The sequence below is a fragment of the Gluconobacter morbifer G707 genome, assembly GCF_000234355.1.
Classification (GTDB): Bacteria; Pseudomonadota; Alphaproteobacteria; order Acetobacterales; family Acetobacteraceae; genus Gluconobacter; species Gluconobacter morbifer.
In genome coordinates this window covers 375,166-397,145 of record NZ_AGQV01000010.1, presented here as the reverse complement: position 1 = coordinate 397,145, position 21,980 = coordinate 375,166, and the positions used below count along the sequence as shown (strand labels likewise).

Genomic DNA, 21,980 nt, shown 5'->3' with positions numbered 1-21,980 from the left:
CCTGTTATCTGGACTGCTTGGGCTGACGTCTGTTCTGGGTGTTATGGGGAGACGTTTCTGCGAAGGCCTGTGGGAAGAAGGTCGTCTGGCAAATCCTGATAGCAGACCGGGCGGAGGAAGCGCTCCATGGCTGCGGTGCCGACAGACGTGCTACGCGGGTCTGTCGTGGCCGGGAAGGGACCGCCATGCACCATGGCGGCGCAGACTTCCACGCCTGTAGGCCATGCATTAGCCAGGATACGCCCGACTTTGCGCTCCAGCAGAGGAATAAGTGTCCGGGCCATGGCAATGTCACCATTTTCCAGATGCAGGGTGGCGGTGAGCTGCCCTTCAAGGCTTCTGGTCAGGGCTTGCAGGGTTTTGAGGTCTGGACAGGACACGATCAGGGAGCAGGAACCGAAAATCTCATGCTGCATGAACGGATCTTTCATGAAGCTTTCGGCATCTGTGGTAAAGACAGCGGCCTGACAGCCGGATGCATCTCCATGCGGTCCACGTCCAAGCAGTGCTACGCCTGAACGTTCGGCCAGGGCTGCCACACCTGCGTCGTAGGCTGCGTGAATGCCGCTTGTCAGCATGGTAGGGGCGGGGGCGGATTCAAGCGCCTTCTGCGTACTATTCTGAAAACGGTCCAGAGCCGGGGCAGCCAATGCCAGGATCAGTCCCGGATTGGTGCAGAACTGGCCAGCACCCATGGTCAGGGAGCCGACAAAGGCGGAACCGAGTTTTTCGGCCGTATTTTCCAGGGCATCTGGCAGTAGATAGACCGGGTTGATACTGCTCATTTCGGCATAAACCGGTACGGGAACGGGACGGGCGGCGGCAACATGGCTGAGAGCCAGCCCGCCCGCGCGAGAACCTGTATAACCCACGGCCATGATAGCCGGATGACGGACAAGTGCGGCCCCCAGTTCATGATCCGGGCCGCCAAGGAGGGAAAATGTTCCATCCGGCAGACCATTCTTTTTCACTGCTGTCTGAATGGCCCGACCTACCAGTTCGCTGGTGCCGGGATGCGCCGGGTGTGCCTTGACCACCACAGGACATCCCGCAGCGAAGGCAGAGGCTGTATCGCCACCCGCTACGGAGAACGCCAAGGGAAAATTACTGGCCCCGAAAACGGCAACCGGGCCAATTCCGATACGGATCTGACGCAGGTCGGGCCGTGGCATTGGGGTGCGATCCGGTAGGGCAGGGTCAATGCGGATATCAAAGCACCGTCCGGCGCGCAGTTCCTGCGCGAACATGCGGAGCTGCCCCATGGTGCGGCCTCGTTCACCGGTTAGACGGGCAAGCGGTAGGCCGGTTTCGGCGTGGGCACGGTCCAGAAGGGGTTGGCCAATGGCTTCGATGGCATCTGCGATGTCATCCAGAAACCGTGCACGGGAATCGGGCAAGAGGGTGCGGAACGTATCAAATGCTTCGTCTGCCAGTTGGCAGGCGTTGTTAACGTCCTCCGATGTGGCGCAGGAAAAGGCAGTTTCCAGGGGTTCCCCGGTGGTTGCATTGACTGCATTAAATGTCTGAGGATGGAGAACTGCTTTCTGACCAATCAGAAGGGCGCCTGTCAGGGGCATGAAAAATCCTTGTCTTTTCGTGAAATCAGGATGACAGGCTGAACCTGTCGGGATTGAACGGTGTTGGCAGAGGCGTGCCATGCAGGAGGTGCGTGGTTATTAACTCTGCCGTAACGGGGGCAAGGGTGAGACCCAGATGGTTGTGTCCATAGGCTGCGATGATGCGCGGGGCATGGCGGAGAGTGCCAAGGGCAGGCAGGTAATCTGGCAATGTGGGCCGTGAGCCATGCCAGCGGCTGAAAGCAGATTTGACGGGGAGGCCAAGCTCCCTGACATGTGCTTCCAGCCGGTGCCATTTGCATGGGTCCGGTCTGGAAGCATCCCGTGTGAATTCGACAAAGGACGTTGCACGCAATCGCGATCCGAAGCGGGTGACAACAACGGCCCGATCTTCAAACACCACGTTTGGGAGCGTCCAGCGGCCACCATGATCCCATTCCACGTGATATCCACGTTCAGCCATGAGGGGAACAGTGACCCGCGGGAGCAAGGAACCTGAGCGGATGCCACAGGCCACGATGACCCGGTCCGCGACGAGATCACCGTCCGTGGTTTTGACGTGGACGTTCCTCGTCGCATGGTTGATGCTCAGAGCCATGGCTGGCACGTGCACACCGCCAGATAGCGTAAACCGTGCGAGAAGCGTGTCGAGAATCTCGCGGGGGCTTGTGATGTGCGCCGTACCTGCGAAATGGACTCCGGCCCTTACCGGAGAAGCCAGTGTCTGGTTGAAAATGTCTATCAGTCTGGTTTCGACGCGCGTGGCTGTGATGAAGCTGTTGTCTGTTTGCAGGGACGCAGTGGCGCTCCGCTCGGCGGTAGCACCTTCCCAGAGCTTGATAATGCCGCGCAGATCAATCAGGTCCGGCCTGTCCAGGGTTTCAGTCAGTCGTTTCCATGCGGGTAGTGCATCTGCCATGAGGTTCTTCAGGGCAGAATCTCCCTGACGGACGATGGTGGGGCGACAGGCGTGCAGGAAGCGGAAAGACCACGGCAGCCATGCCGGGATATTGCGCCAGTCCAGTGCTACAGGGCCTCGGGGGAAAAGGTCCGTCAATACGCGGGACGCGGTGGAGAGACGCGCCAGAACCTGCGTCTGTTCCGTGGCGATGTGGCCGGCATTGCCCCATGAGGGAGGTGCAAGGTCCGGTTTGGCCACAAGTGTGACGGCGTATCCCTGTTCCTGAAGACGCAGGGCGCAGCATCGTGCCACTATCCCTCCGCCCAGTACGAGCACGGAACGGGGTGGAGGAAGCGCAGGTGTCACAGTTTCCGACATGCGTGTTCCAGCCAGGTGTATTCTTCTGCGGCCAGATGTGGGCCTATCCGCGCCAGAACTTCGGCGTGATAGTCGTTCAGCCAGTCCCGTTCCGCGTCTGTCAGGCGGGAAGGCGCGATGCTGCGTTGATCTATTGGGGCTAGGGTTAATGTTTTGAAGCAGAGCATGTCGCCTGTTTCGGTTCGATGTGCCAGGCAGGTTTCCATCTGATTTTCCAGGCGGATGCCATGGGAACCGGGCGCGTAAAATCCCGGCTCATTGGTCAGAACCATGTGCTCGCAGATCGGGTCCAGCACCGGACGTCGGGTAAAACCGAGCGGCCATTCATGAACGGAAAGGCAACTTCCCACACCATGTCCGGCTCCGTGATCGAAATCCAGACCTTCCTGCCAGAGTGCCAGTCGGGCCAGTGGGTCCAGCCTGTATCCATGGGTGTGTGCCGGGAAGACAGCCGAATGCAGGGCGATCAGCCCCTTAAGCACGCAGGTGTAATGCGTTTTCCATGCTTCGGGAGGTGTACCGGTTCCCATCCAGACGGTACGGGTGACATCGGTCGTTGCATCATTGTACTGGCCGCCACTATCGATCAACAGGAAGGTGTTGGCCTGCACCGTGTCACAGTGCTCCTCCGTAGGAGCATAGTGCATGATAGCGGCGTTTGGTCCGGTGCCCGTGATGGTGTGGAAGCTGGGTCCAATGCAGCTATCAGCCTCCCGACGCAGAGCAAGGAGATGGTCTGAGATAGCAATTTCGGTCTTGCCGATACCCTGTGTTTCAAGCCAGCAGAGGAAGCGACACAGAGCAATGCCATCCAGAAGATGGGCTCGCCGCATGCCTTCCAGCTCTGCCTGCGTCTTGCAGGCCCGGGGCATCAGGCAGGGGTCCGTATCCGGGGCGAGTGCCGCATCCACGCTTTCGAGTATGAGGGCGAACCAGACTGGACAGCGGGCAGGGTCCAGACGGACAGTCCTGCCGTGCAAGGCTTTTAGAACCTGTGGCATCTCCGCCAGTTTCCGCACGCGGACCGCATCGCCCAGATGAGTGCTGACGCTACTACCGATGCGGGAAGGATCAATGAACAGATCGACCGTTTCGTCCACATGCAGAATAGCGAAACAGAGGGCAATCGGAAGAAACGGTAGATCCCGCCCGCGAATATTCAGCAGCCAGGCAATGCTGGTCGGGTCGGGCAGCAGAACGGCGTCCTGATCGTTTTGCTGCAGAATGTCTGCGATGTCCCGGATCTTGGCCCGGTTCTCCCATCCCGTCAGTTTAAGTGGTTGTATTAGAACTGGGGATGAGGGGGATGCCGGGCGATCTCTCCACAGTTCGTCGACCGGGTTGTGGTTCAGGGCTACCATCCGGCACCCCGCCTTGCGGAAGGCCTCCATATCCTGAATGCTGACGGTGCGCGGGTCATAGCCAATGGCTCTTCCCTTCGCATGCTCGGCCATCCAGACAGGTGGTGCGGTTTCATACATGTGCTCAATAGACCAGACCAACTGGTCAACCTGCTGGCGCATCTGAACCTGATATCGGCCGTCGGAAAACACAGCCGCCGAGTCTGGCAGAACGAGTGCCAGTCCTGCGCTGCCGGTGAAGCCAGTCAGCCATGCCAGGCGCTCGGCGCAGGCAGGCACATATTCGCCCAAATGTTCATCGCTGCGGGGAAGAAAAAATCCCTCCACGCCAAGCTTTGGCAGTGCTTGGCGCAGAGCACTCAGGCGGTCTGCAAGGAGAAGAGAAGACATACGGGATGTCCTTCTTTCAGGTCGGGAATTCAGTTGAACGGGGCGGTGAAACTGTGTGCAGGTTCAGTGAACCAGCGTGGGCCTTCTTCAGTCATATAAAAATGATCTTCAAGGCGAATGCCAAACTGTTCTGGAACAACGATCATAGGTTCGTTGGACATGCAATGTCCGGCCTTGAGGGGCGTGGCGTTGCCGCGGACGAGATAAGGCGCTTCATGAATGGAGAGGCCGACACCGTGACCGGTACGGTGTGGGAGGCCGGGCAATGTATAATCCGGGCCCAGACCATGGCGGACAAGGATAGCACGGGCCGCTTCATCTACCTCATGACATGGTGCTCCGATCTGGGCTGCATTGAAAGCTGCGTACTGTGCTTCTTTTTCGATGGCCCAGATACGTTCATGTTCGGGAGCAGCTTTGCCAAAAGCGAAAGTGCGTGTGATATCGGAATGATATCCATCCAGGCGGCAGCCAGTATCGATCAGAACCAAGTCGTTTTCCGTCAGAACCTGATTGTCTGGAATGCCGTGAGGGTAAGCCGTGGCATAACCAAACTGTACGGCACAGAAATAGGATCCGTTATCCGCGCCAAGCTCCCGATGACGGGTATCGATGAAATGACGGATGTCGCTCGCCAGAAGGCCGGGCTTCAGAAACGCGTATGCATCTTTGTGAACCTGAAGCGTTATGGTCATGGCGTGCATGATCAGGGCGATTTCCTCGGGGGATTTGCAGGCTCTCATGCCGGAAATCAACCCGTTGTCATCCTCGAGAATGAGGTCTGGCCGGGCCGTGCGCATGGCGGTGACGGCGCCGAGGGTGAAGTCCGGGTCCAGTGCAATGCGGGCTCCCGCGGCGTAAGGAGCAAAAGCGCACAAAGCCGGATTTTCATCTTCCTGCCATGTGGATATTTCCGTTTCCGTCCGAAGGCAGGCTTTTAAAGATCCGGTTTCAAAATGCGGGCAGACCATCACGGGTGTTCCCTTGCGGGGAATGACGAGCGTAACCAGCCTCTCTGTTGCATCCCAGGGGATGCCGGTGAAATAGCGCAGACTGTTTCCTGCATTGACTGCAAGGGCGTCTAGACCCGCGGCTTCCAGGTGCTTCTGTGCCGTGTGGATACGCTGCGTGAAGGATGCTGCGTTGATAAAAGCAGGTGGGACAGGCAGAAGGTCTGAGTTGCTCACGGATACTTTTCCAGCCTCAAGACGGAAGATAATTGCGTATACGATAGACGGTTTTTTGTGTCGGGACAAGTGATCCGTTCTGAGTTCGATATAATAATGTAACTCGTTCGGTGAGGTTATTCTATCTGAGAGGAGATTGCTTTTTTCGAGATGGGAAGAAGAGTCGCTTTACGGGTTTTAGAAGGCGTGTTACGTATACGATATAATTTATATAACCAATGATAAGGTGGCCCCGGATGGCTCTGGAAATGACTTGGGAAGGTGTTTTCCCGGCAGTTACCACTCAGTTCAACGAAGACCTGTCCGTTGACCTGAGTGGCACGCAGAAGGTGATCGATGCACTGATCAATGATGGTGTGCATGGTTTGGTCATGATGGGAACATGTGGCGAGAACAACTCGCTTGAACCCGAAGAAAAGGTGCAGATTCTGGAAGCTGCGCGGGAAGTTGCGGGAACGCGTGCCCCGCTTTTTGTCGGTGTGTCCGAAATGACGACGCCACGTGCTGTGGCATTCGCCAGACAGGCGGCAAAAAGCGGCGCCGATGCACTAATGGTCTTGCCGGCCATGGTGTATGTGCCCAAGCCGCATGAACTTGTTGCGCATTTTCGTGCGATCTCGCAGGCTACTGACCTTCCAATCATTATCTACAACAATCCAACCTCGTATCGTGTAAACGTCGAACTGGACGTTCTGGCGGAGCTGGAAGATTGCAAGACCATCGTCGGTCTGAAAGAGAGTTCTTCCGATACGCGGCGTTATACCGATGTGCCCAACCGCTTCGGTGACCGCTTCCTGATGATGGCGGGACTGGACGACGTGGCGTTCGAAGGGCTGACGCTTGGTGCCAAGGGTTGGATTTCCGGGTTAACCAGTGCGTTCCCGCAGGAGTCCGTGGCATTGGTTGAATCTCTTGCGCGTGGCGATATCGAAACAGCTCTGCGGATCTATCGCTGGTTTATGCCGCTGCTGCATTTGGATGCCGCGCATGATCTTGTGCAGTCCATCAAACTTGCCGAGCAGGTGATGGGGCGTGGTAATGAGCGGGTCCGCTCGCCGCGTCTGCCGCTTGAAGGAGAGCGTCGCAAGCAGGTGATTGATATGGTGGAAACCGCGGCCGCAAGTCGTCCCCAGTTGAGCTAATCGCTTTTATATCCAGCTGGCCTCTTGTTATCTGATCTGTTGTCCGGAAAGTTGTTTTAGTCATGAAATCATCATTCCGGACGGAAAGGGTTTTGCACTATGCGGGTTTGTTGCGCACCGCCTGTTTCAGGTTTCAGATGTCTGGCTCTGATGGCGACGGTAGCCCTGTTGGGCAGTATTGGCTTGGTGCAGGCGAGAGCTGCGACGGATAATACCGCACAAAAAGCTTTCCATGATCTGTATGAGCAGGAATGGGGCTGGCGGATGGAGCTTCAGGGCAGTCTACTGGATGGTAAGCCGGCGGCGCATCTACCTAAAGAAGATCCTGGTACGCAGCAGGTTCGACTTGAAACATGGACCAGAACGCTGGAGAAACTCAACGCCATACCTGTGCAGCAGCTTTCCGCGCAGGATCAGGTAAATTACGCGGTCTACAAGCAGCAGTTGATGGTCCTGCTGGAAGATCAGAAAATGAAGGTCTGGCAGATCCCGTTTGATGCGGATTCTGGTTTCTGGAGTGACCTGCCTCCTTCTGACGTCTCGTTTCTGGCCGAAAAAGACTACCGCGACTATATCAGTCGCCTGCGAGAAACAGGTCGGTATTTCGCTGATGAGATTGCCGCCATGAAAGGTGGTATGGCGCGCGGATTTGTTCAGCCTAAGCTTATTGTAGAGCAGAGGCTCCGCGATCTGGAGAAAATGGCCGCTGTCACGCCGGAAAAAAGCGCGTTCGCTCCGCCTTTCCTGCATTTCCCGGACGGTATTCCACCCAAGACACAGAAAGCCTTGCGAAAGGATGGTCTGGCAGCCATTCGTGACACCGTCATTCCGGCTTACAGGACGCTATATGCGTTCATGAAGGACGAATATTTCCCTCATGCCCGTGTATCGCTGGCGGCAGAAGATCAGCCAGATGGGGCTGCATATTACCGCTCGCAGATCCGGGAATACACTACGTTGGATATGAGCCCGGACGAGATTCATCAGATCGGGCTGAAGGAAGTCGCGGGCCTGCACAGGCAGATGCTAGACGTCATAACAGAAACGCGTTTCAAAGGCGATTTTCCGGCTTTCCTGAAATTTCTGCGGACTGACCCGCAGTTCTATCCAAAGACCGGTGATGAATTGCTGAAAGATGCCGCATGGCTGGCCAAGCGGGTTGACGGGAAGGTTGGCGATTTCATCGGACGTCTGCCACGAGGGCGTTTCACGATCGAGCCTGTTCCCGCGGATGTGGCGCCGGTCTATACCGCCGGGCGTGGTGGCGCGCATGTCTATCTGGTGAACACCTATGATCTGCCATCACGCCCACTTTATGCTCTTCCAGCACTGACGCTACATGAATCCTCACCAGGGCATTCCCTGCAATTGTCCCTGGCGGAAGAACAGCCGGAAGTGCCCCCCTATCGCCGGTTCAACTATATTTCGGCCTATGGGGAAGGCTGGGCGCTGTATTGCGAATATCTCGGCAACGAAATGGGGATCTACGAAACGGCATATGACCGCTTCGGGTATCTCTCCTATCAGGCATGGCGGGCGGCACGTCTGGTCGTCGATACCGGGTTGCATCATTTCCATTGGAGCCGGGAGCAGGCGCGGGCGTATCTGCGTGAGAACACGGCGCTTTCCGAACATGAAATCGACACTGAAGTCGATCGATACATCGCGTGGCCTGCTCAGGCGCTTTCCTATTATCTGGGAGAGACTGATATTCGCCGGAACCGTGCACGTGCCCAGAAGGCCTTGGGGAAGGCTTTCGATATCCGTGCGTTCCACGATGCGGTTCTTGCGACCGGATCTGTTCCTCTGCCGGTGCTGGATAGTGCAATCGACCGTTTCATCCAGGGTGGTGGGCGTTCTCCCTATGCCGTAGCATCAGGCCAACAGGCGCAATAGCCCACTCTGAAAACGATATAAAACTCTGCTACGGACTAAACGCCATGCGGCATACGTTTTTTTGCATTGACGGGCACACGGCCGGAAATCCTGTTCGTCTCATCTGTGGCGGCGCGCCCCTTCTGCGCGGGGCTTCCATGGGCGAACGCCGGCAGGATTTTCTGGAACGGTTTGACTGGATACGGACCGGGCTGTGCTTTGAACCGCGCGGTCATGACATGATGTCCGGCGGGTTCTTCTACCCACCGACGCAGGCGGATACCGATGGAGGGATCCTGTTCATTGAAACCAGTGGCTGTCTGCCGATGTGCGGACATGGGACGATCGGGCTGGTGACTTTCGGGCTGGAGCATGGATTGCTTGTTCCTCGGGTCCCCGGGAAACTTCGACTTGAGGTCCCGGCGGGAATTATTGACATTACTTATACCGAGGAGAGCCGTCGCGTACGGAGCGTGGCGATCCGGAATGTGCCTGCCTATGTCGCAGAGACGGGGCTGAAGATCGATGTACCTGGTCTGGGTCCTTTGATGGTGGATATTGCTTATGGCGGAAATTTCTATGCCATTGTCGAGCCGCAGGGGAACTATGAAAGTCTGGATCAGCTCGGTGCCCGGCGCATTCTGGAACTCAGTCCAATAATTCGTGAACGGATGCAGGCGGCAATCACGCCGGTTCATCCGCTTGATGAACGTATCCGGGGTGTGAGTCATGTCCTATGGGTCGACAGGGATACAACCGCTGACTATGGACGAAACGCCGTCTTTTATGGTGATCATGCCATCGATCGCAGTCCCTGCGGGACAGGAACCTCGGCGCGACTGGCCCATCTGCATCACAAGGGTGCTCTGAAGGTGGGGGATGTCTTCACTCATGAAAGTTATATCCGCAGTGCCTTCAAGGGAACGGTTGCGGAAGAAACGATGCTGGAGGGACACCAGGCGATTATCCCCGTCATTGAGGGGAGTGCCGTTTCAACGGGTTTCAATACGATCTGGATTGATGAGGAAGACCGCTTCTGCCATGGCTTCCAGGTTTCCTGATCTGGAGAATGGCGTCGGAGCCTGTCGCCGTTATGATGGCGCAACATGACTGGTATGGAGAATTTTACTGTGTTCCTGCGATATGGTCTGGTGACCCTGCTCCTGGTTTGTGCCCAGACAGGAAGTGCGGCTTTGGCTGCTCCGGGTCCTGAAACTGTGACGCAGCCGGTTCCTGCCGCTGCAAGTGGCAGTCAGGCTTTTGCGGCGCTTCTGGATGAGGAATGGCAGTACCAGCTTCGGACTTCGCCGGAGCTGGCGACGACCATTGGTGATTATCGCTATAACAGATTTTGGACGAACTATTCCCTTGAACAGGTTTCAAGGGATGCTATGACAAGCGCGGAATTCCTCAAGCGCTTTCAGGCCGTCGATCCTGCGACCTTGACGGAGCAGGAACAGATCAGCCGTGCGATGATGATCCGTCAGCTTCAGGACAAGCTGGAAGGGATCAGGCTCAAGACATATGAAATGCCGATCGATCAGGTGCAGGGCGTACAGCTGATGCTACCCGGGTTTGTCTCTTCCATTCCTTTCGACACGGCAGCACAGTATCAGGACTACCTTGTACGGCTCCATGCGCTGCCGACGGTTTTGGCCCAACTTAGGACGTTGGCACAGCAGGGCATAAAAGACGGTCTGGTACCGCCGCGCTACCTGCTGGAAAAAGTCGTGGCGCAGTTAGAGCAGGTTGCTGCACCTGCTGGAGTGAAGAACGTCTTTGGTCAGCCGGTGGAAACTTTTCCCAAAGGGATTTCTCCCGCGCAGCAAAGGAAACTGCAGCAGGTCACTCTGAAAGTGGTGGATACAGAAGTTCGTCCTGCATTCGCAGCCTTCGCGCAGTTCGTGAAAACAGACTATGCCCCGCATGGCCGGAAGCATGAAGGCATATGGTCATTGCCGAATGGAGACGCCATCTATCGGTATGATATCCGGGCGCAGACGACCAGTTCCATGACCCCGGAGGAAATTCATCAGCTTGGCCTCAAGCAGGTGAACCTGATTGAAGGGCAGATGACAACCATCGCCCACAAGCTGGGTTTCGCGGATCTGACGGCCCTGCGCACGTCCGTAGATCACGATCCTAAGCTTTATGCTCATTCGCGTGAGGAAATCCTGGACAGATACCGCGCGGCGATCGCGCAAATGTGGCCCGCCCTGCCGAGAATTTTCAACAGGATACCTAAAACGCGTTTGGAAGTGCGGTCCGTGGAAACCTACCGGGAGGCGGACGCTGCAGGTGCAGAGTATCATCAGGGAACGCCGGATGGGTCTCGTCCAGGTATCGTGTTCGTCAATACCGGCGATTATGCCAAGCGTGACCTGTATACCATCGAAGATACAGCCTATCATGAAGGTGTCCCAGGGCATCATTTCCAGATTTCACTGGCGCAGGACCTGCCGCTGCCTGCGTTTCGCCAGCAGGGTGCGTATAATTCCTACATTGAGGGATGGGCGCTATATGCGGAGGGGCTCGGAAAGGAACTGGGCTTTTATCAGGATCTGTACAGCGACTATGGGCGCCTGAACGGAGCGTTGCTTCGCGCAGATCGTCTAGTTCTGGATACGGGCGTGCATTACAAACACTGGACGCGCCAGCAGATGAGCGATTTCTTCCATGCGCATTCGCCGACGAGTGAGCCTGATATGCAGGCTGAAACGGATCGTTATGTCGCCTGGCCCGGGCAGGCTCTGGGTTACATGCTAGGACAGCAGACCATCTTGAAACTTCGGGAACATGCCAGAACAGAACTTGGTAACAAGTTTGACATCAAAGCGTTTCACGATGTGATTCTGGGAAATGGTGCAATGCCACTAGATCTTATGTCCGAACGGGTAGAAAGCTGGATCGCTAAAATCAGAGCTTCCTGATAATTCTATACTTCCTCTGCTCACATCAGTCCGGGAAGAGGAGGTTTTTTTCAGGCAGTGGCATTTTCGGATGCCAGTTGGTTGCGCAGATCGTTTAATGTGTCCGCAATATGATGAGTCAGAAGAGTTTCAACCTCTGCAGCATCCCGATTGATCCACGCTTTCAGTAACTGCCGATGTTCCTCTACAGCACGCTTGTCCCGCCCTTGTGTGTTCAGATGCAGGCGTACATAGCGATCCGCAATGACATTGATTGTTTCCAGCACACGGTAGGTCAGTCTTCCAGTTCCTGGCTGGACGAGGGAAAGATGGAACAGGCGATTATAAAGACTGTGATCCTGATCTTTCTGTCGAATGACAGATTCAAGTTCTGAAAGATGACGACGTGCGGCCTTATGGTCGGCAGCTGTAGCGACAAGAGAAGATTGGGCAGCGGCTTCCGGCTCCAGTCGCATCCGGAGTTCGAAAACTTCCTCTGCTTCGCTGGCCGAGAGCGTGGCGACAGTGAAACCCCGTTTGGCATGGGCAATGACAAGCCCATCCTGCTCGAGACGAGCCAGCGTTTCGCGAAGTGGTATCTTGCTGATGTTTAGCTCGGCGGCCAAAGCATCCTGACGGATTGGCTGATCAGCTGCGAGTGTGCCACTGAGAATCTGTTCCCGCAGAATATCATAGAGCTGATCACCAATTGTTCTGACAATCAGAGGCTGAATTTTCCCAGTCTGGGCTTTCATGAGGATTCTGCGTCTCTTCTCGCTGTTTGTGCTTATTATACATGGCTAGCCTCGGTTGCGAACACTCCTCTTTTTGTAGATTCTTATGCATAAAGTGAAAAGTTATATCGTATACAATTATTTTAAAGGATAAGATGCTGCCACCGTAATTAATTTTCTGAGAGGCATGGGCAGTGATTGCTCTGGAAAAGTTTCTGGTATGATCCGTCGTCGTTTCTTTCTTCTTGGCAGCGTCATATCGGCAGGTTGGCGCGTCGCGTCCAGTCAGGCTTTTGCAGCTTCTGGAGGTAAATGGTCGGTCAAGGAAGATCTGACGAGCATGGAAGGCGCCATGATCCTGACTGGGCCTGGTGGGCGATGTCATGTCCTGAAGCGTTTTATGGAAGAGTGCGAAGCTCCATTGGAAGGCTGTTATTGCGGTCTCGATTTTGGAACTTTGGCAATCGCGGAGCATGATCTTCTGGCTGAACGTCTTCTGGACGGCGGAGGAGAGCCTGATCCATCAGCGGTTCGAGCCGCTGCTCCACCCATTGACAGTCATTTTACCCCTGAGCAGGCTGGGCGAATTGTGTGGACTGCCTTTGTGGCCCCTCCATATGCCGAAGGGGTGATGCCACTGACGCCTGCAGGGAATACCCGCAACTGGCATGTCAACCGGATTGCATCTGAGCTCGCTTTGGATAGCCCGATTGTCAGTCGTCGCAGGGAAGGTTTGTTGGGCGGCTGCCTACCCATAGTTGTCAAGCAGTTTTCTTTGGGCAAAGGACGTTACTGGGAAGTCGTGACATTTGCGGATGTTGACCCAGTTATACCCCGCCAAGTTCCAACCTGGACGCGGATGATGCTGATCGAGAATGGAAAGGTCGTACGCGCCGTTTATGGAGCGAGCTATATCCCGTTCGGTCCGTTTCGGCATGAACCGGACGCAGAGCAGTTCAATCAGGCTCTCGCCCGTTGCGTTGAGGTTTGGCACGACGTTCTGAACGATACGCTATCACCCCTTCTACCAGAGGCTGACTGGGCTGATTTTGCACGACATGCCTTTGTCAAGGAAGCCATGGTGCGTCGTGATGGCGTTTGGCCACGATATGGGGTTGTTGATCGGGATTACGAAGGCTCGGAGTATGACGGCTTTCAGGACATTTTCACCTCATCGCTTCTGGCCAATCTGGAATGGGGGCGTTTTGCCGTCGCACGGGCCATTCTTGACAATCAGTTCACTGCATTCGTCGGTGATGACGGATTGGTGGCGATGCGTGGCCTTGAAGTGGGGCAGACCGGTCTGACACTGTCGTTGTTGGCGCGTTATCTGCATCTGACTGGCGACGCTATTACACTCCAGCGTTACGCTGATCGTATTGCAGCCATGGCTGGTGTCCTGACGACGCTGCACGATCAAGCGTTGGCCCTTCCGCTAACCAACGCGGGGTACGGACTACTCCATGGATGGAGTGAGAGCGATGCGTGCCTGTTTCCTGATCCATCGGTCTGGTGGAAACCCTATTTTGGAAATTCGGCGATGGCTGTCCGGGGATGGCGTGATCTTGCGGCTGTCTGGTTGCGTATTAGGCCAGGCGAAGCTGTAAAGGCAGCCGACTGGAAGAGAAGGGCGGATCTATTATCGGCTCGGCTTGAGAGTGCTTTAAGGGCCTCACTATTTGAAGATCGTTCGCCCCCTTATGTCCCCATTTTCCCAAGTTCTCGGGAAACGTTTCGGGAGTCGCTTGCACGACATCAATACAGTGAACAGCAATGGGCGCATCGTGTTTTTGCGGAAATGCTTCAAGCCGGTGTATTGCCGGCAGATCTTGAGGTTGCGACGATTAACTCAATGCGGGCTCACGGTGCGACAGTTATGGGAGTTGTCGGCAACCTGACGCCACCAAGTAGGAAGCAAAGGGATATTCTTGGATTTATTTCCTACGGCTACGCACAAGCCTTGTTGCGACAGGATCGGATCGAAGAGTATCTCCTGTTTCTCTATGCGCATCGCTATCATGCCCATACTCGCGGAAGTTGGACGGCAGCAGAAGTGGCAGGATTAAAAGGGGAACTCGCACTGTTCTGCCTTCCAGCCCAGATGACAGTTCCAATTCTTTTGCGCTGGGCATTGGTCTACGAGGATGACGGAGCGGAAATTCTCCACCTTGCGCGGGCCATACCATATCGTTGGCTGTTGTCGGGCAAGGAAATAAGTGTGGAAAAAGCCCCCACCCGATGGGGCAGAGTTTCTATGAAGGTGCAATATGATCCGGTTTTGAGGCATATTTCGGTCGATATTTTTCTCCCGAAAACTGCACCGAGTGATATTCGCCTGTATCTGCGTCTGCCATCAGGCACATACTTTACGTCTCCCCAAAATGACAGCCTGAATGGTTGTGTCGTATCTGCAACATACGGCATGAATGTTGATGGAAAACAGGGTGGCCAACGCTCTTTTCACGTACCGATAATGAGGGCTTCTTGATAGGAAAACTCATTAAAACGTTGTTTGAAAAAGATAATGCAAAAAGCTGACATTTCCCAGGTTTGAATTTCAATCAAGGCGTCAAAAATTATCTGTTTCGAATCCGAGATGTATGTGTATACGATATAAGAAATCCAAAAGATGAGGTTTAAGTTGAAATGAGACAGGCGCACAGGCAAACCCTCACTTTTTCGACGTCTATAGGACTGATCTGTGCGACATTGTTCGCTACGGCTTCTGCCGAAACGGTGACAAAAAAGCATATAAGTCATCGTTCGAAATCCCCGCGGCAGGCATCATCTGTGGTGACGCATGCGAAGACAATGCCTGCAACAGTCGCGCCGGTAACAACTACGAGTGCGTCTTCCGCGCGAATGACAACAACCGCACGGCGTCGACTTTTTGCTCCGCGTTCCGCAGATGAGTCCATTGTCGTCACGGGTTCTGCGCTTGCAACGCGCGCGGATTCCAATGCGAACCCGGTTCAGACAATTACGGCGAAGCAGATCACGTCTACTTCGGCAACAACGTTGGGGGATTATCTCCTGCGTCTGCCATCAATCGGCTCAAGTGGTACCAATAATACGAACACCAATGGTGGTCTCGGCATGTCTTGTACAGACATCCGTAACCTTGGTCCTTCTCGTGTGCTTGTTCTGGTTGATGGCAAGCGCCAGGTCCCGACTTTCGGGAGTGGCTCGCAGTGCGTCGATCTTAACTCGATCCCAGTGGATCAGATCGAATCTGTTGAAATCCTTAAGGACGGTGGATCGGAACTTTACGGCGCTGATGCTGTATCCGGTGTCATAAACATTAAACTGCGACACAATACTACCAAAGGTGACATTCTGATCCGCGGCGGTATTACCGATCATGGTGATGGTCAGATGGGGAAGATCTCTGGTTACAAGGGGTTCAACTTCGATCACGACAAGGGTAATATTACACTTTTTGGTTCATACATGACGCAGTCTGGTATTCGGCAGAAGAACCGTGACTGGTCTGCCGATCCATGGAACTCCGATGCAGAAATTGGTCAGGCACCGACGCTTGGTAGTTCTGTAACCACCAATACCCGCGTGATTGGTTCCAATTTTGATCTTGTCAGTAATGGTACTGGGGGAGGGAATAGCGGAGCGTTTCATAATTTTTCATCTTCCGACAGATACAATTTCGCTTCTGATCAGATGCTGACCAACTCGTTGCAGCAGGCTGTTCTCAGTGGTGACATGCATTACGAGATTAATGAGCATTTCAATCTGTACTCGTCGATCCGGTATACGCACAAAGATGCCATGAACACGCTGGCAGGTAATCCAGTCACTGGCGCGACTTATCCGTCCACATTGTCGTCGGCAGTTACTCTGCCGGCTGCCAGTCCGTATAACATCTGGGGCGATGATGTTTCTCTGTACCGGCGGTTTAGTGACCTGGGTGAGCGCAAATACGAAGAAGCATTCGATCAGTGGCAGTACACCGGCGGTTCCAAGGGTAAGATCGTTGGCAACTGGATGTATGACGTATCCATGTCATACGGCCAGACTTTGGCGAAATTCTCAACCGAGAATATGACGAATTATGCGCATTATCTACAGGAACTTGGGATCGAACAGGTAGATCCATCAGACGCTAACAGTGCTGTGAACTATAATCCAGCAATCTGCCAGGCTTCTTCTGGCTGTTCGCTGGCAAATCCGTTCGGAAAATTAACGGCACAACAGGCGGATTATCTGCGCTATACGCAGAATGATCACAGCACCTACCAGATGCGTGACTTTAATGCCCGTGTTCATAACAACCATCTGGCGCATCTGCCTTGGCAGGGCGGTGGTGATTTCGGTATTGCCATGGGGCTGGAACATCGCAGCGAACAGGCAAGTTATACGCCTGATGCTCTCGCTTCAAATGGAGACTTGGGGGGGGGAGCAACGTATACAGGCGGTGGTTATAATGTGACAGAAGCCTATATTGAAGGAAACCTTCCCTTACTGCACAATGTACCATTTGCACATGATTTGACTGTTGATGCCCAGGGTCGTTGGTCTGACTACAATACATTTGGAACTGCATATAACTGGAAGGCTAGCGTCAACTGGGCGCCAGTACGAGACATCCGTTTTCGTGCAACACTGGGTACATCTTTCCGCGCGCCGACCATGACCGAGCTTTATGGTGGGCACTCGATTAGTTACAATTCAGGTAATGACCCGTGTGCTCAAGCGGGCAGTTACGGATCGCTAAGCGCAAATGTCGTGGCGACCTGCGCGAAACAAGGCATCAACACCGCAACTTTCGTTAATGCTAATTCGAGCCAAATCCCAACGCTGGTAGGTGGAAACCCTGCCCTTAAACCAGAGGAAGGGCGTACATATACTTTCGGTACAGTCATAACGCCTCGTTGGATTCCAAATCTGATGGCTTCTGTAGAATACTGGCATTATACAATTAAGAATATGATCACTACTTTACCAGTGCAATACATTGCAGATAGTTGTTATACGGGAACAAATACAGGATGGTGTAGTAATATTGCATCGCGGAGCACGGCAGGACAGCTGACGCAGGTTGATGATCTTTACTCAAATGCCGGTGGGTTAAGGACTAACGGTCTGGATTTCGACCTGAACTACCGTATCCGTCTGTCGCCCCATGACCATTTGAATTTGAGCAACAACTTTCAGCAGCTGATTGGGTATCTTCAGCAGAACGAGCCAGGTGGTGCGTGGTATAACTATGCTGGGCGTTTGTTTTACCAAAGTGGTTACGGTATGCCGCGTGTTCGTGATTACGCTACCGCAACATGGAGTCATGATAACTTCAGTCTTACTTACATGATGAGCTACACAGGAGGAATGCGTTTCAATGATGGTTCCAATGATCTGAGCTGCAAGGTCTATTCTTATTGCAAGGTTCCAGGTATCTTCGCGCATGATGTGACGTTGAATTACAACACTAAGAACTGGCAGTTTGAACTCGGGGTTAATAATATCCTTGATAAGAAACCGCCATTTGTGCCTGATGGGGCGACCAATACCGCGCTGTCGATGTATAGCGAGGAAATAATAGGCCGTTATGTCTTTGCTCAAATTGGGCGCAGTTTTTGAGTAAGGAGAACTGCTGGAGCTTATGCTTCGGCAGTTCTCCTATTTCTTTTGTTCTCAACGCAGTGGTGTATTGAATGGAGGCGACAAACTTGAAGGGATCAAAGAACCGCTGATTGGTGGGTCTCTTTGATGTCTTCTTCTGTACCTGATGGACGGAATGGAATAATGCTTGTTCGACTTTAGGGCCCTATGCGAGTGCATCAGATCATGTTGACAAAAGACCTGATCCAGAGTTTTGCGGCGAAATGGAAGCAACTCATGAAGGGCAAAGCAGCCTTTGCGCAGGGACCGATACACCGCATTTGCTGAAACTGATTGAACATGCGCTCAATGTGGTTTCGGTCGCGGTGGCGCCTTCAGTCTGTTTCCTTGAGGAGCATTGCGGCACTTGCGTGATAAAATAACCGACAGGATATCATGAAGCAGCAAATCCTGACGAAAACAATTGCTGTGTCATCATGGCTCCGAGTTTGGAACTGATAGTTTCATAAGGGTACTTGTGGCTTTATAGGCTCAGGATCCATCGGTTTTTGGGAGAAAATTCGATTCAGACTCTGTGAAGAGACTGAAGATGAGCGACCTGTAATGGCTGATGGATGAACAGAGGGATCGTCTGCAGCTGTTCTTACCAAAACGCCGTGGTGCCCAGTGGGCGGTCGCCGCGTGCTAGGCGAGATCATTTTCGTGAACCGCAATTGTTTGCGATGGCGTGATGCACTCCGCAGAAGTATGGCCTGCATAAAATGCTCTACAACCATTGAAAACGTTAAGGTGCCATGGGATCTTTGCCCGGATGATGGGCGGTTCGATAGTTGGAAAGGCAGAGCCCTAGTCCATCGTGATTAATGCGACTTACCTCAAGATACACCGCACGGATTCGAGCCTGCGGATAAAAAAGAGAGCCTGGTCGCCAGATCGGTTGCATCCAAGACGGTATGAATACGAAGCTACATGCGTTCACCGATCAAAATGGACGGCCGCTCAGCTTCTTTATGAGCAGAACAGGCCAGTGATTATATCGGTGCCACTGCCCTTCTAGATAGCCTCCCCGCAGCTCAATACATGCTGGAATATCGGGGGGTTTATGACGCTGACTAGTTCAGGGACATCTTAGAGGAAAAAAGGATAAGACCCTCCATCCCAAGAACGGAGATCCCGTGGAAAACCGGTTAGATATGACAGGCGAAAATGCAAATGCCGTGACCGCATCGAAATTATGTTCGGAAGGCTCAAGGACTGGCGCCGGATAGAAACACGCAACCAAGAACAGCTTCAAAATTCCGTCAAATCAATACCTTGGTATTTTGTTAGAAATCATCTCAGAGGGAGGAGAACGGGCAAGGGAAAGAAAAAGCAGCTTTGAGCAGGTGGAAACCTCGCGATGAAAGCAATATCGGGATGAGTAAACTCATACGGGGAACGCGTAGATTTGTCGTACGGAGAAGCAACTATGCAAGGTAAATTGAATGTCCGAAATGTTCGTTCCGAACTGAAGGAGCGGACATCATAAAATCCAGTAACGACGAGAATATAATCTGAGACGAGATTTCCGGTTTGCCGAGAAAAGTGTATCTGCTGATCCGCTGGAAGATAGTATCTGCATGAATTTGACGCATATCACAGACACTGATCATCAAAAATCTATTTATATTCGGAGGACTCTCTTTCCGTCATATCAATCGGGCCACTGACGGCTCTGAAAGACACAGTACGCTATGAGATACGCCCAGAGTAACTTCGAAGCCTTCGCTCGCCCGGTAAAACCCGAAGGCGTGCAAGACCGTTCAGCGTGGATTATCGGCGGCGGACTGGGCGGTATGGCGGCAGCTGCGTTTCTGATTCGTGATGCACAGATGACGCCTTCGAAGATCACAATTCTTGAAGCGTCGAACGCCGATGGTGGAGCGTTGGATGGTGCGGGTAATGCGGAGACTGGCTGGCTGATCCGCGGTGGTCGGGAGATGGAGGAACAGTTCCAATGCCTGTGGGATTTGTATCGTTCAATCCCCTCACTGGAAGTACCGGATGCCTCGGTCCTCGATGAATTCTACCATCTCAACCGCATTGATCCCAGCAGCAGTCCTGTCCGGGCGATGTGTGGAAAGGGCCAGCCTCTACCGGATCGGGACAGCCTGACGCTGACTAGCAAGGCACGGCGGGAGATCATTGCGCTTATTCTTGCGGATGAGGAGAAACTTGCAGGCAAGACCATCAGCGACATGCTGTCCGCCGATTTTATGAAATCGAATTTCTGGCTGTTCTGGCGTTCGATGTTCGCCTTCGAGCCATGGCACAGCGCGATCGAAATGAAGCGCTATCTCGCCCGTTTTGTACATCAGATCCTTGGCCTGAAGGATTTGCACACTCTGAAATTCACCAAATACAATCAGCAGGAATCACTGAGCAAGCCGCTGGCCACATGGCTCGTCGATCAGGGTGTCGTGTTTCGCCACGGCGTCCAAGTGACGAATGTCGCCTTCGATATGTCGGGCGGTAAGAAAGTCGCAACCCATATCGACTGGCTGGAAAGCGGCAAAGAAGCAGGCGTCGATTTGGACTCGGACGAACTGGTTTTCATTACTAATGGCTCCATGGTGGAGAATTCCCATTGGGGCGACCACCATACCCCCGCACCGATTGATACGACCATCAGAGACGGAAGTATCTGGCAGTTGTGGCGCAACATCGCAGGACAGGATCCGGCTTTCGGCCGGCCGGATGTGTTCTGCGGTGACACTGAGAAATCCCGTTGGCTGTCTGCGACCGTCACAACGCAAGACGCGCGCATTCCTGAGCTTGTGCAGAAGATTACGGGTCGCGATCCGTTTTCCGGGCGTACGGTAACAGGCGGGCCGATCACTATTCAGGATTCTGCCTGGCTGATGAGCTGGGTTGTTAGCCGCCAGCCGCATTTCAAAGGTCAGCCGAAGGGGCAGATGGTAGCGTGGCTCTATGGGCTGTTCAGTGATGTGCCGGGCGACTATGTGAAAAAACCGATGCAGGAATGCACCGGCGAGGAGATCACGCGAGAGTGGCTATTTCATATGGGCGTGCCACCTGAGCAGATCGACGACATGGCGGCGACGGGTGCGATTACGCATCCCTGTATGATGCCTTTCATTACGGCGCAATTCATGCCGCGTTCTCCGGGAGATCGCCCAAAAGTGGTGCCGGATGGGAGCGTTAATTTTGCCTTTCTCGGGCAGTTCGCCGAAACGCCGCGAGACACAGTGTTCACCACGGAATATTCCGTCCGCACCGCAATGGAGGCGGTCTATACGCTGCTCGACATTGATCGTGCCGTTCCGGAGGTTTTTGGCAGTATCTACGACGTTCGGATGCTGTTGCAGGCGGCGGCGGAATTGCGGGACGGAAAGAAGGTTCCTGCATCTGGGATGTTACGTCATCTCACGGATGGAACGGAGGTAGATAATCTGCTGGAACGTTACGGACTTATTTGAAGAAGCCAGTATGAGGGTTCAGCGTGTATCGTCACGGACAGGAACCAGAGGTCTTTTTCCGGCTTTCAGCCTGTCAATGATGAGGACAGAAATATCTCCTCGTGCCATTTCCGTCAAAACCATCGAGGTTATTGTCTCACGCACTCGGCTTTTATGCATCCGCAGATGCAAAAGGCGTCTTTCCCATCTGAGCCGACTGTCCTGCGGATACATGTAGATGTTATTGAATTAGGCGAAGCTGGCTTCGGCTAGCCAGTTACAGGTCATTCATCTCCAGTTTCTTCACGGTCTCTGTAAGCTCATCTCGGGTAGGCGACCTTGGGATCATTTTGTCTTGGTGATACGACAGACAGGACGAGACCCTTGGTTTTAGAGATGCTCACGGAATTTGTGCGAGGCATGTCCACGAGCACAGACCACATAGGTTGATGAACGCGCCAGATCGTCGAGCAAGGTATAAATGGATGGCAGTT

Annotated in this window: 12 protein-coding genes and 1 pseudogene; 8 read left to right on the top strand and 5 right to left on the bottom strand. The window is 53.8% G+C overall.

Going from position 1 to position 21,980, the window contains the following annotated elements; genetic code table 11:
- Window positions 1–41: 41 nt before the first annotated feature.
- The 4 genes from GMO_RS11940 to GMO_RS11925 are packed head-to-tail and all read right to left on the bottom strand — an operon-like array spanning window position 42 to window position 5,794.
- Window positions 42–1,577 carry an aldehyde dehydrogenase (NADP(+)) gene (locus tag GMO_RS11940; RefSeq protein ID WP_008852681.1) on the bottom strand — a complete coding sequence of 512 codons (1,536 nt, stop codon included), beginning with the start codon at window positions 1,575–1,577 and terminating at the stop codon, window positions 42–44.
- Between the two features lie 25 nt (window positions 1,578–1,602).
- A complete protein-coding gene (locus tag GMO_RS11935) occupies window positions 1,603–2,856 on the bottom strand; it encodes an NAD(P)/FAD-dependent oxidoreductase (RefSeq protein WP_083813673.1) in 1,254 nt (417 codons plus the stop codon).
- On the bottom strand, window positions 2,841–4,607 hold the full coding sequence (locus GMO_RS11930; RefSeq protein ID WP_008852679.1) for an aminopeptidase P family protein: 1,767 nt from the start codon (window positions 4,605–4,607) through the stop codon (window positions 2,841–2,843). Before GMO_RS11930 ends, GMO_RS11935 begins: the two co-directional genes overlap by 16 nt.
- A gap of 29 nt (window positions 4,608–4,636) precedes the next feature.
- Window positions 4,637–5,794 carry a M24 family metallopeptidase gene (locus GMO_RS11925; RefSeq protein WP_008852678.1) on the bottom strand — a complete coding sequence of 386 codons (1,158 nt, stop codon included), beginning with the start codon at window positions 5,792–5,794 and terminating at the stop codon, window positions 4,637–4,639.
- A gap of 236 nt (window positions 5,795–6,030) precedes the next feature.
- Here GMO_RS11925 and GMO_RS11920 point away from each other — a divergent pair, with 236 nt between their 5' ends.
- The 4 genes from GMO_RS11920 to GMO_RS11905 all read left to right on the top strand — a co-directional run bounded on the left by GMO_RS11920 (window position 6,031) and on the right by GMO_RS11905 (window position 11,741).
- Window positions 6,031–6,936, top strand: coding sequence for a dihydrodipicolinate synthase family protein (locus tag GMO_RS11920; protein ID WP_008852677.1), 906 nt, complete (start codon window positions 6,031–6,033; stop codon window positions 6,934–6,936).
- Window positions 6,937–7,086: 150 nt separating this feature from the next.
- Entirely contained in the window at window positions 7,087–8,832 is a 1,746-nt protein-coding gene (locus GMO_RS11915; RefSeq protein WP_008852676.1) for a DUF885 domain-containing protein, read from the top strand.
- Window positions 8,833–8,876: 44 nt separating this feature from the next.
- The gene (locus GMO_RS11910) at window positions 8,877–9,872 is read left to right on the top strand and encodes a 4-hydroxyproline epimerase (RefSeq protein ID WP_008852675.1); all 996 of its coding nucleotides are present in this window, start codon (window positions 8,877–8,879) and stop codon (window positions 9,870–9,872) included.
- Between the two features lie 54 nt (window positions 9,873–9,926).
- Window positions 9,927–11,741 (top strand): DUF885 domain-containing protein, encoded by a 1,815-nt coding sequence (locus GMO_RS11905; RefSeq protein ID WP_008852674.1) that lies wholly within the window; start codon window positions 9,927–9,929, stop codon window positions 11,739–11,741.
- Window positions 11,742–11,791: 50 nt separating this feature from the next.
- Here GMO_RS11905 and GMO_RS11900 read toward each other — a convergent pair whose 3' ends face one another.
- Window positions 11,792–12,475: a GntR family transcriptional regulator gene (locus GMO_RS11900; protein WP_008852673.1), complete on the bottom strand. Its 684-nt coding sequence runs from the start codon at window positions 12,473–12,475 to the stop codon at window positions 11,792–11,794.
- Window positions 12,476–12,641: 166 nt separating this feature from the next.
- On the opposite strand from GMO_RS11900, the gene GMO_RS11895 reads away from it, so the two are divergent.
- The 4 genes and pseudogenes from GMO_RS11895 to GMO_RS11885 all read left to right on the top strand — a co-directional run bounded on the left by GMO_RS11895 (window position 12,642) and on the right by GMO_RS11885 (window position 21,507).
- Window positions 12,642–14,942, top strand: coding sequence for a hypothetical protein (locus GMO_RS11895; RefSeq protein ID WP_008852672.1), 2,301 nt, complete (start codon window positions 12,642–12,644; stop codon window positions 14,940–14,942).
- Window positions 14,943–15,100: 158 nt separating this feature from the next.
- Complete coding sequence (locus GMO_RS11890) at window positions 15,101–18,046, top strand: TonB-dependent receptor plug domain-containing protein (protein ID WP_008852671.1); 2,946 nt, start codon at window positions 15,101–15,103, stop codon at window positions 18,044–18,046.
- Between the two features lie 592 nt (window positions 18,047–18,638).
- A pseudogene (locus GMO_RS14750) lies at window positions 18,639–19,304 on the top strand (IS5 family transposase); the annotation flags it as partial.
- Between the two features lie 457 nt (window positions 19,305–19,761).
- Window positions 19,762–21,507, top strand: coding sequence for an oleate hydratase (locus GMO_RS11885; RefSeq protein ID WP_040509451.1), 1,746 nt, complete (start codon window positions 19,762–19,764; stop codon window positions 21,505–21,507).
- Window positions 21,508–21,980: the final 473 nt, after the last annotated feature.

What these genes read in the sequence shown, in the direction of transcription:
- GMO_RS11900 (WP_008852673.1), bottom strand. Translation starts at nt 12,475, where the DNA reads ATGAAAGCCCAGACTGGGAAAATTCAGCCTCTGATTGTCAGAACAATT.
- GMO_RS11895 (WP_008852672.1), top strand. Translation starts at nt 12,642, where the DNA reads ATGGGCAGTGATTGCTCTGGAAAAGTTTCTGGTATGATCCGTCGTCGT.
- GMO_RS11890 (WP_008852671.1), top strand. Translation starts at nt 15,101, where the DNA reads ATGAGACAGGCGCACAGGCAAACCCTCACTTTTTCGACGTCTATAGGA.
- GMO_RS11920 (WP_008852677.1), top strand. Translation starts at nt 6,031, where the DNA reads ATGGCTCTGGAAATGACTTGGGAAGGTGTTTTCCCGGCAGTTACCACT.
- GMO_RS11905 (WP_008852674.1), top strand. Translation starts at nt 9,927, where the DNA reads ATGGAGAATTTTACTGTGTTCCTGCGATATGGTCTGGTGACCCTGCTC.
- GMO_RS11915 (WP_008852676.1), top strand. Translation starts at nt 7,087, where the DNA reads ATGGCGACGGTAGCCCTGTTGGGCAGTATTGGCTTGGTGCAGGCGAGA.
- GMO_RS11940 (WP_008852681.1), bottom strand. Translation starts at nt 1,577, where the DNA reads ATGCCCCTGACAGGCGCCCTTCTGATTGGTCAGAAAGCAGTTCTCCAT.
- GMO_RS11885 (WP_040509451.1), top strand. Translation starts at nt 19,762, where the DNA reads ATGAGATACGCCCAGAGTAACTTCGAAGCCTTCGCTCGCCCGGTAAAA.
- GMO_RS11910 (WP_008852675.1), top strand. Translation starts at nt 8,877, where the DNA reads ATGCGGCATACGTTTTTTTGCATTGACGGGCACACGGCCGGAAATCCT.
- GMO_RS11930 (WP_008852679.1), bottom strand. Translation starts at nt 4,607, where the DNA reads ATGTCTTCTCTTCTCCTTGCAGACCGCCTGAGTGCTCTGCGCCAAGCA.
- GMO_RS11935 (WP_083813673.1), bottom strand. Translation starts at nt 2,856, where the DNA reads ATGTCGGAAACTGTGACACCTGCGCTTCCTCCACCCCGTTCCGTGCTC.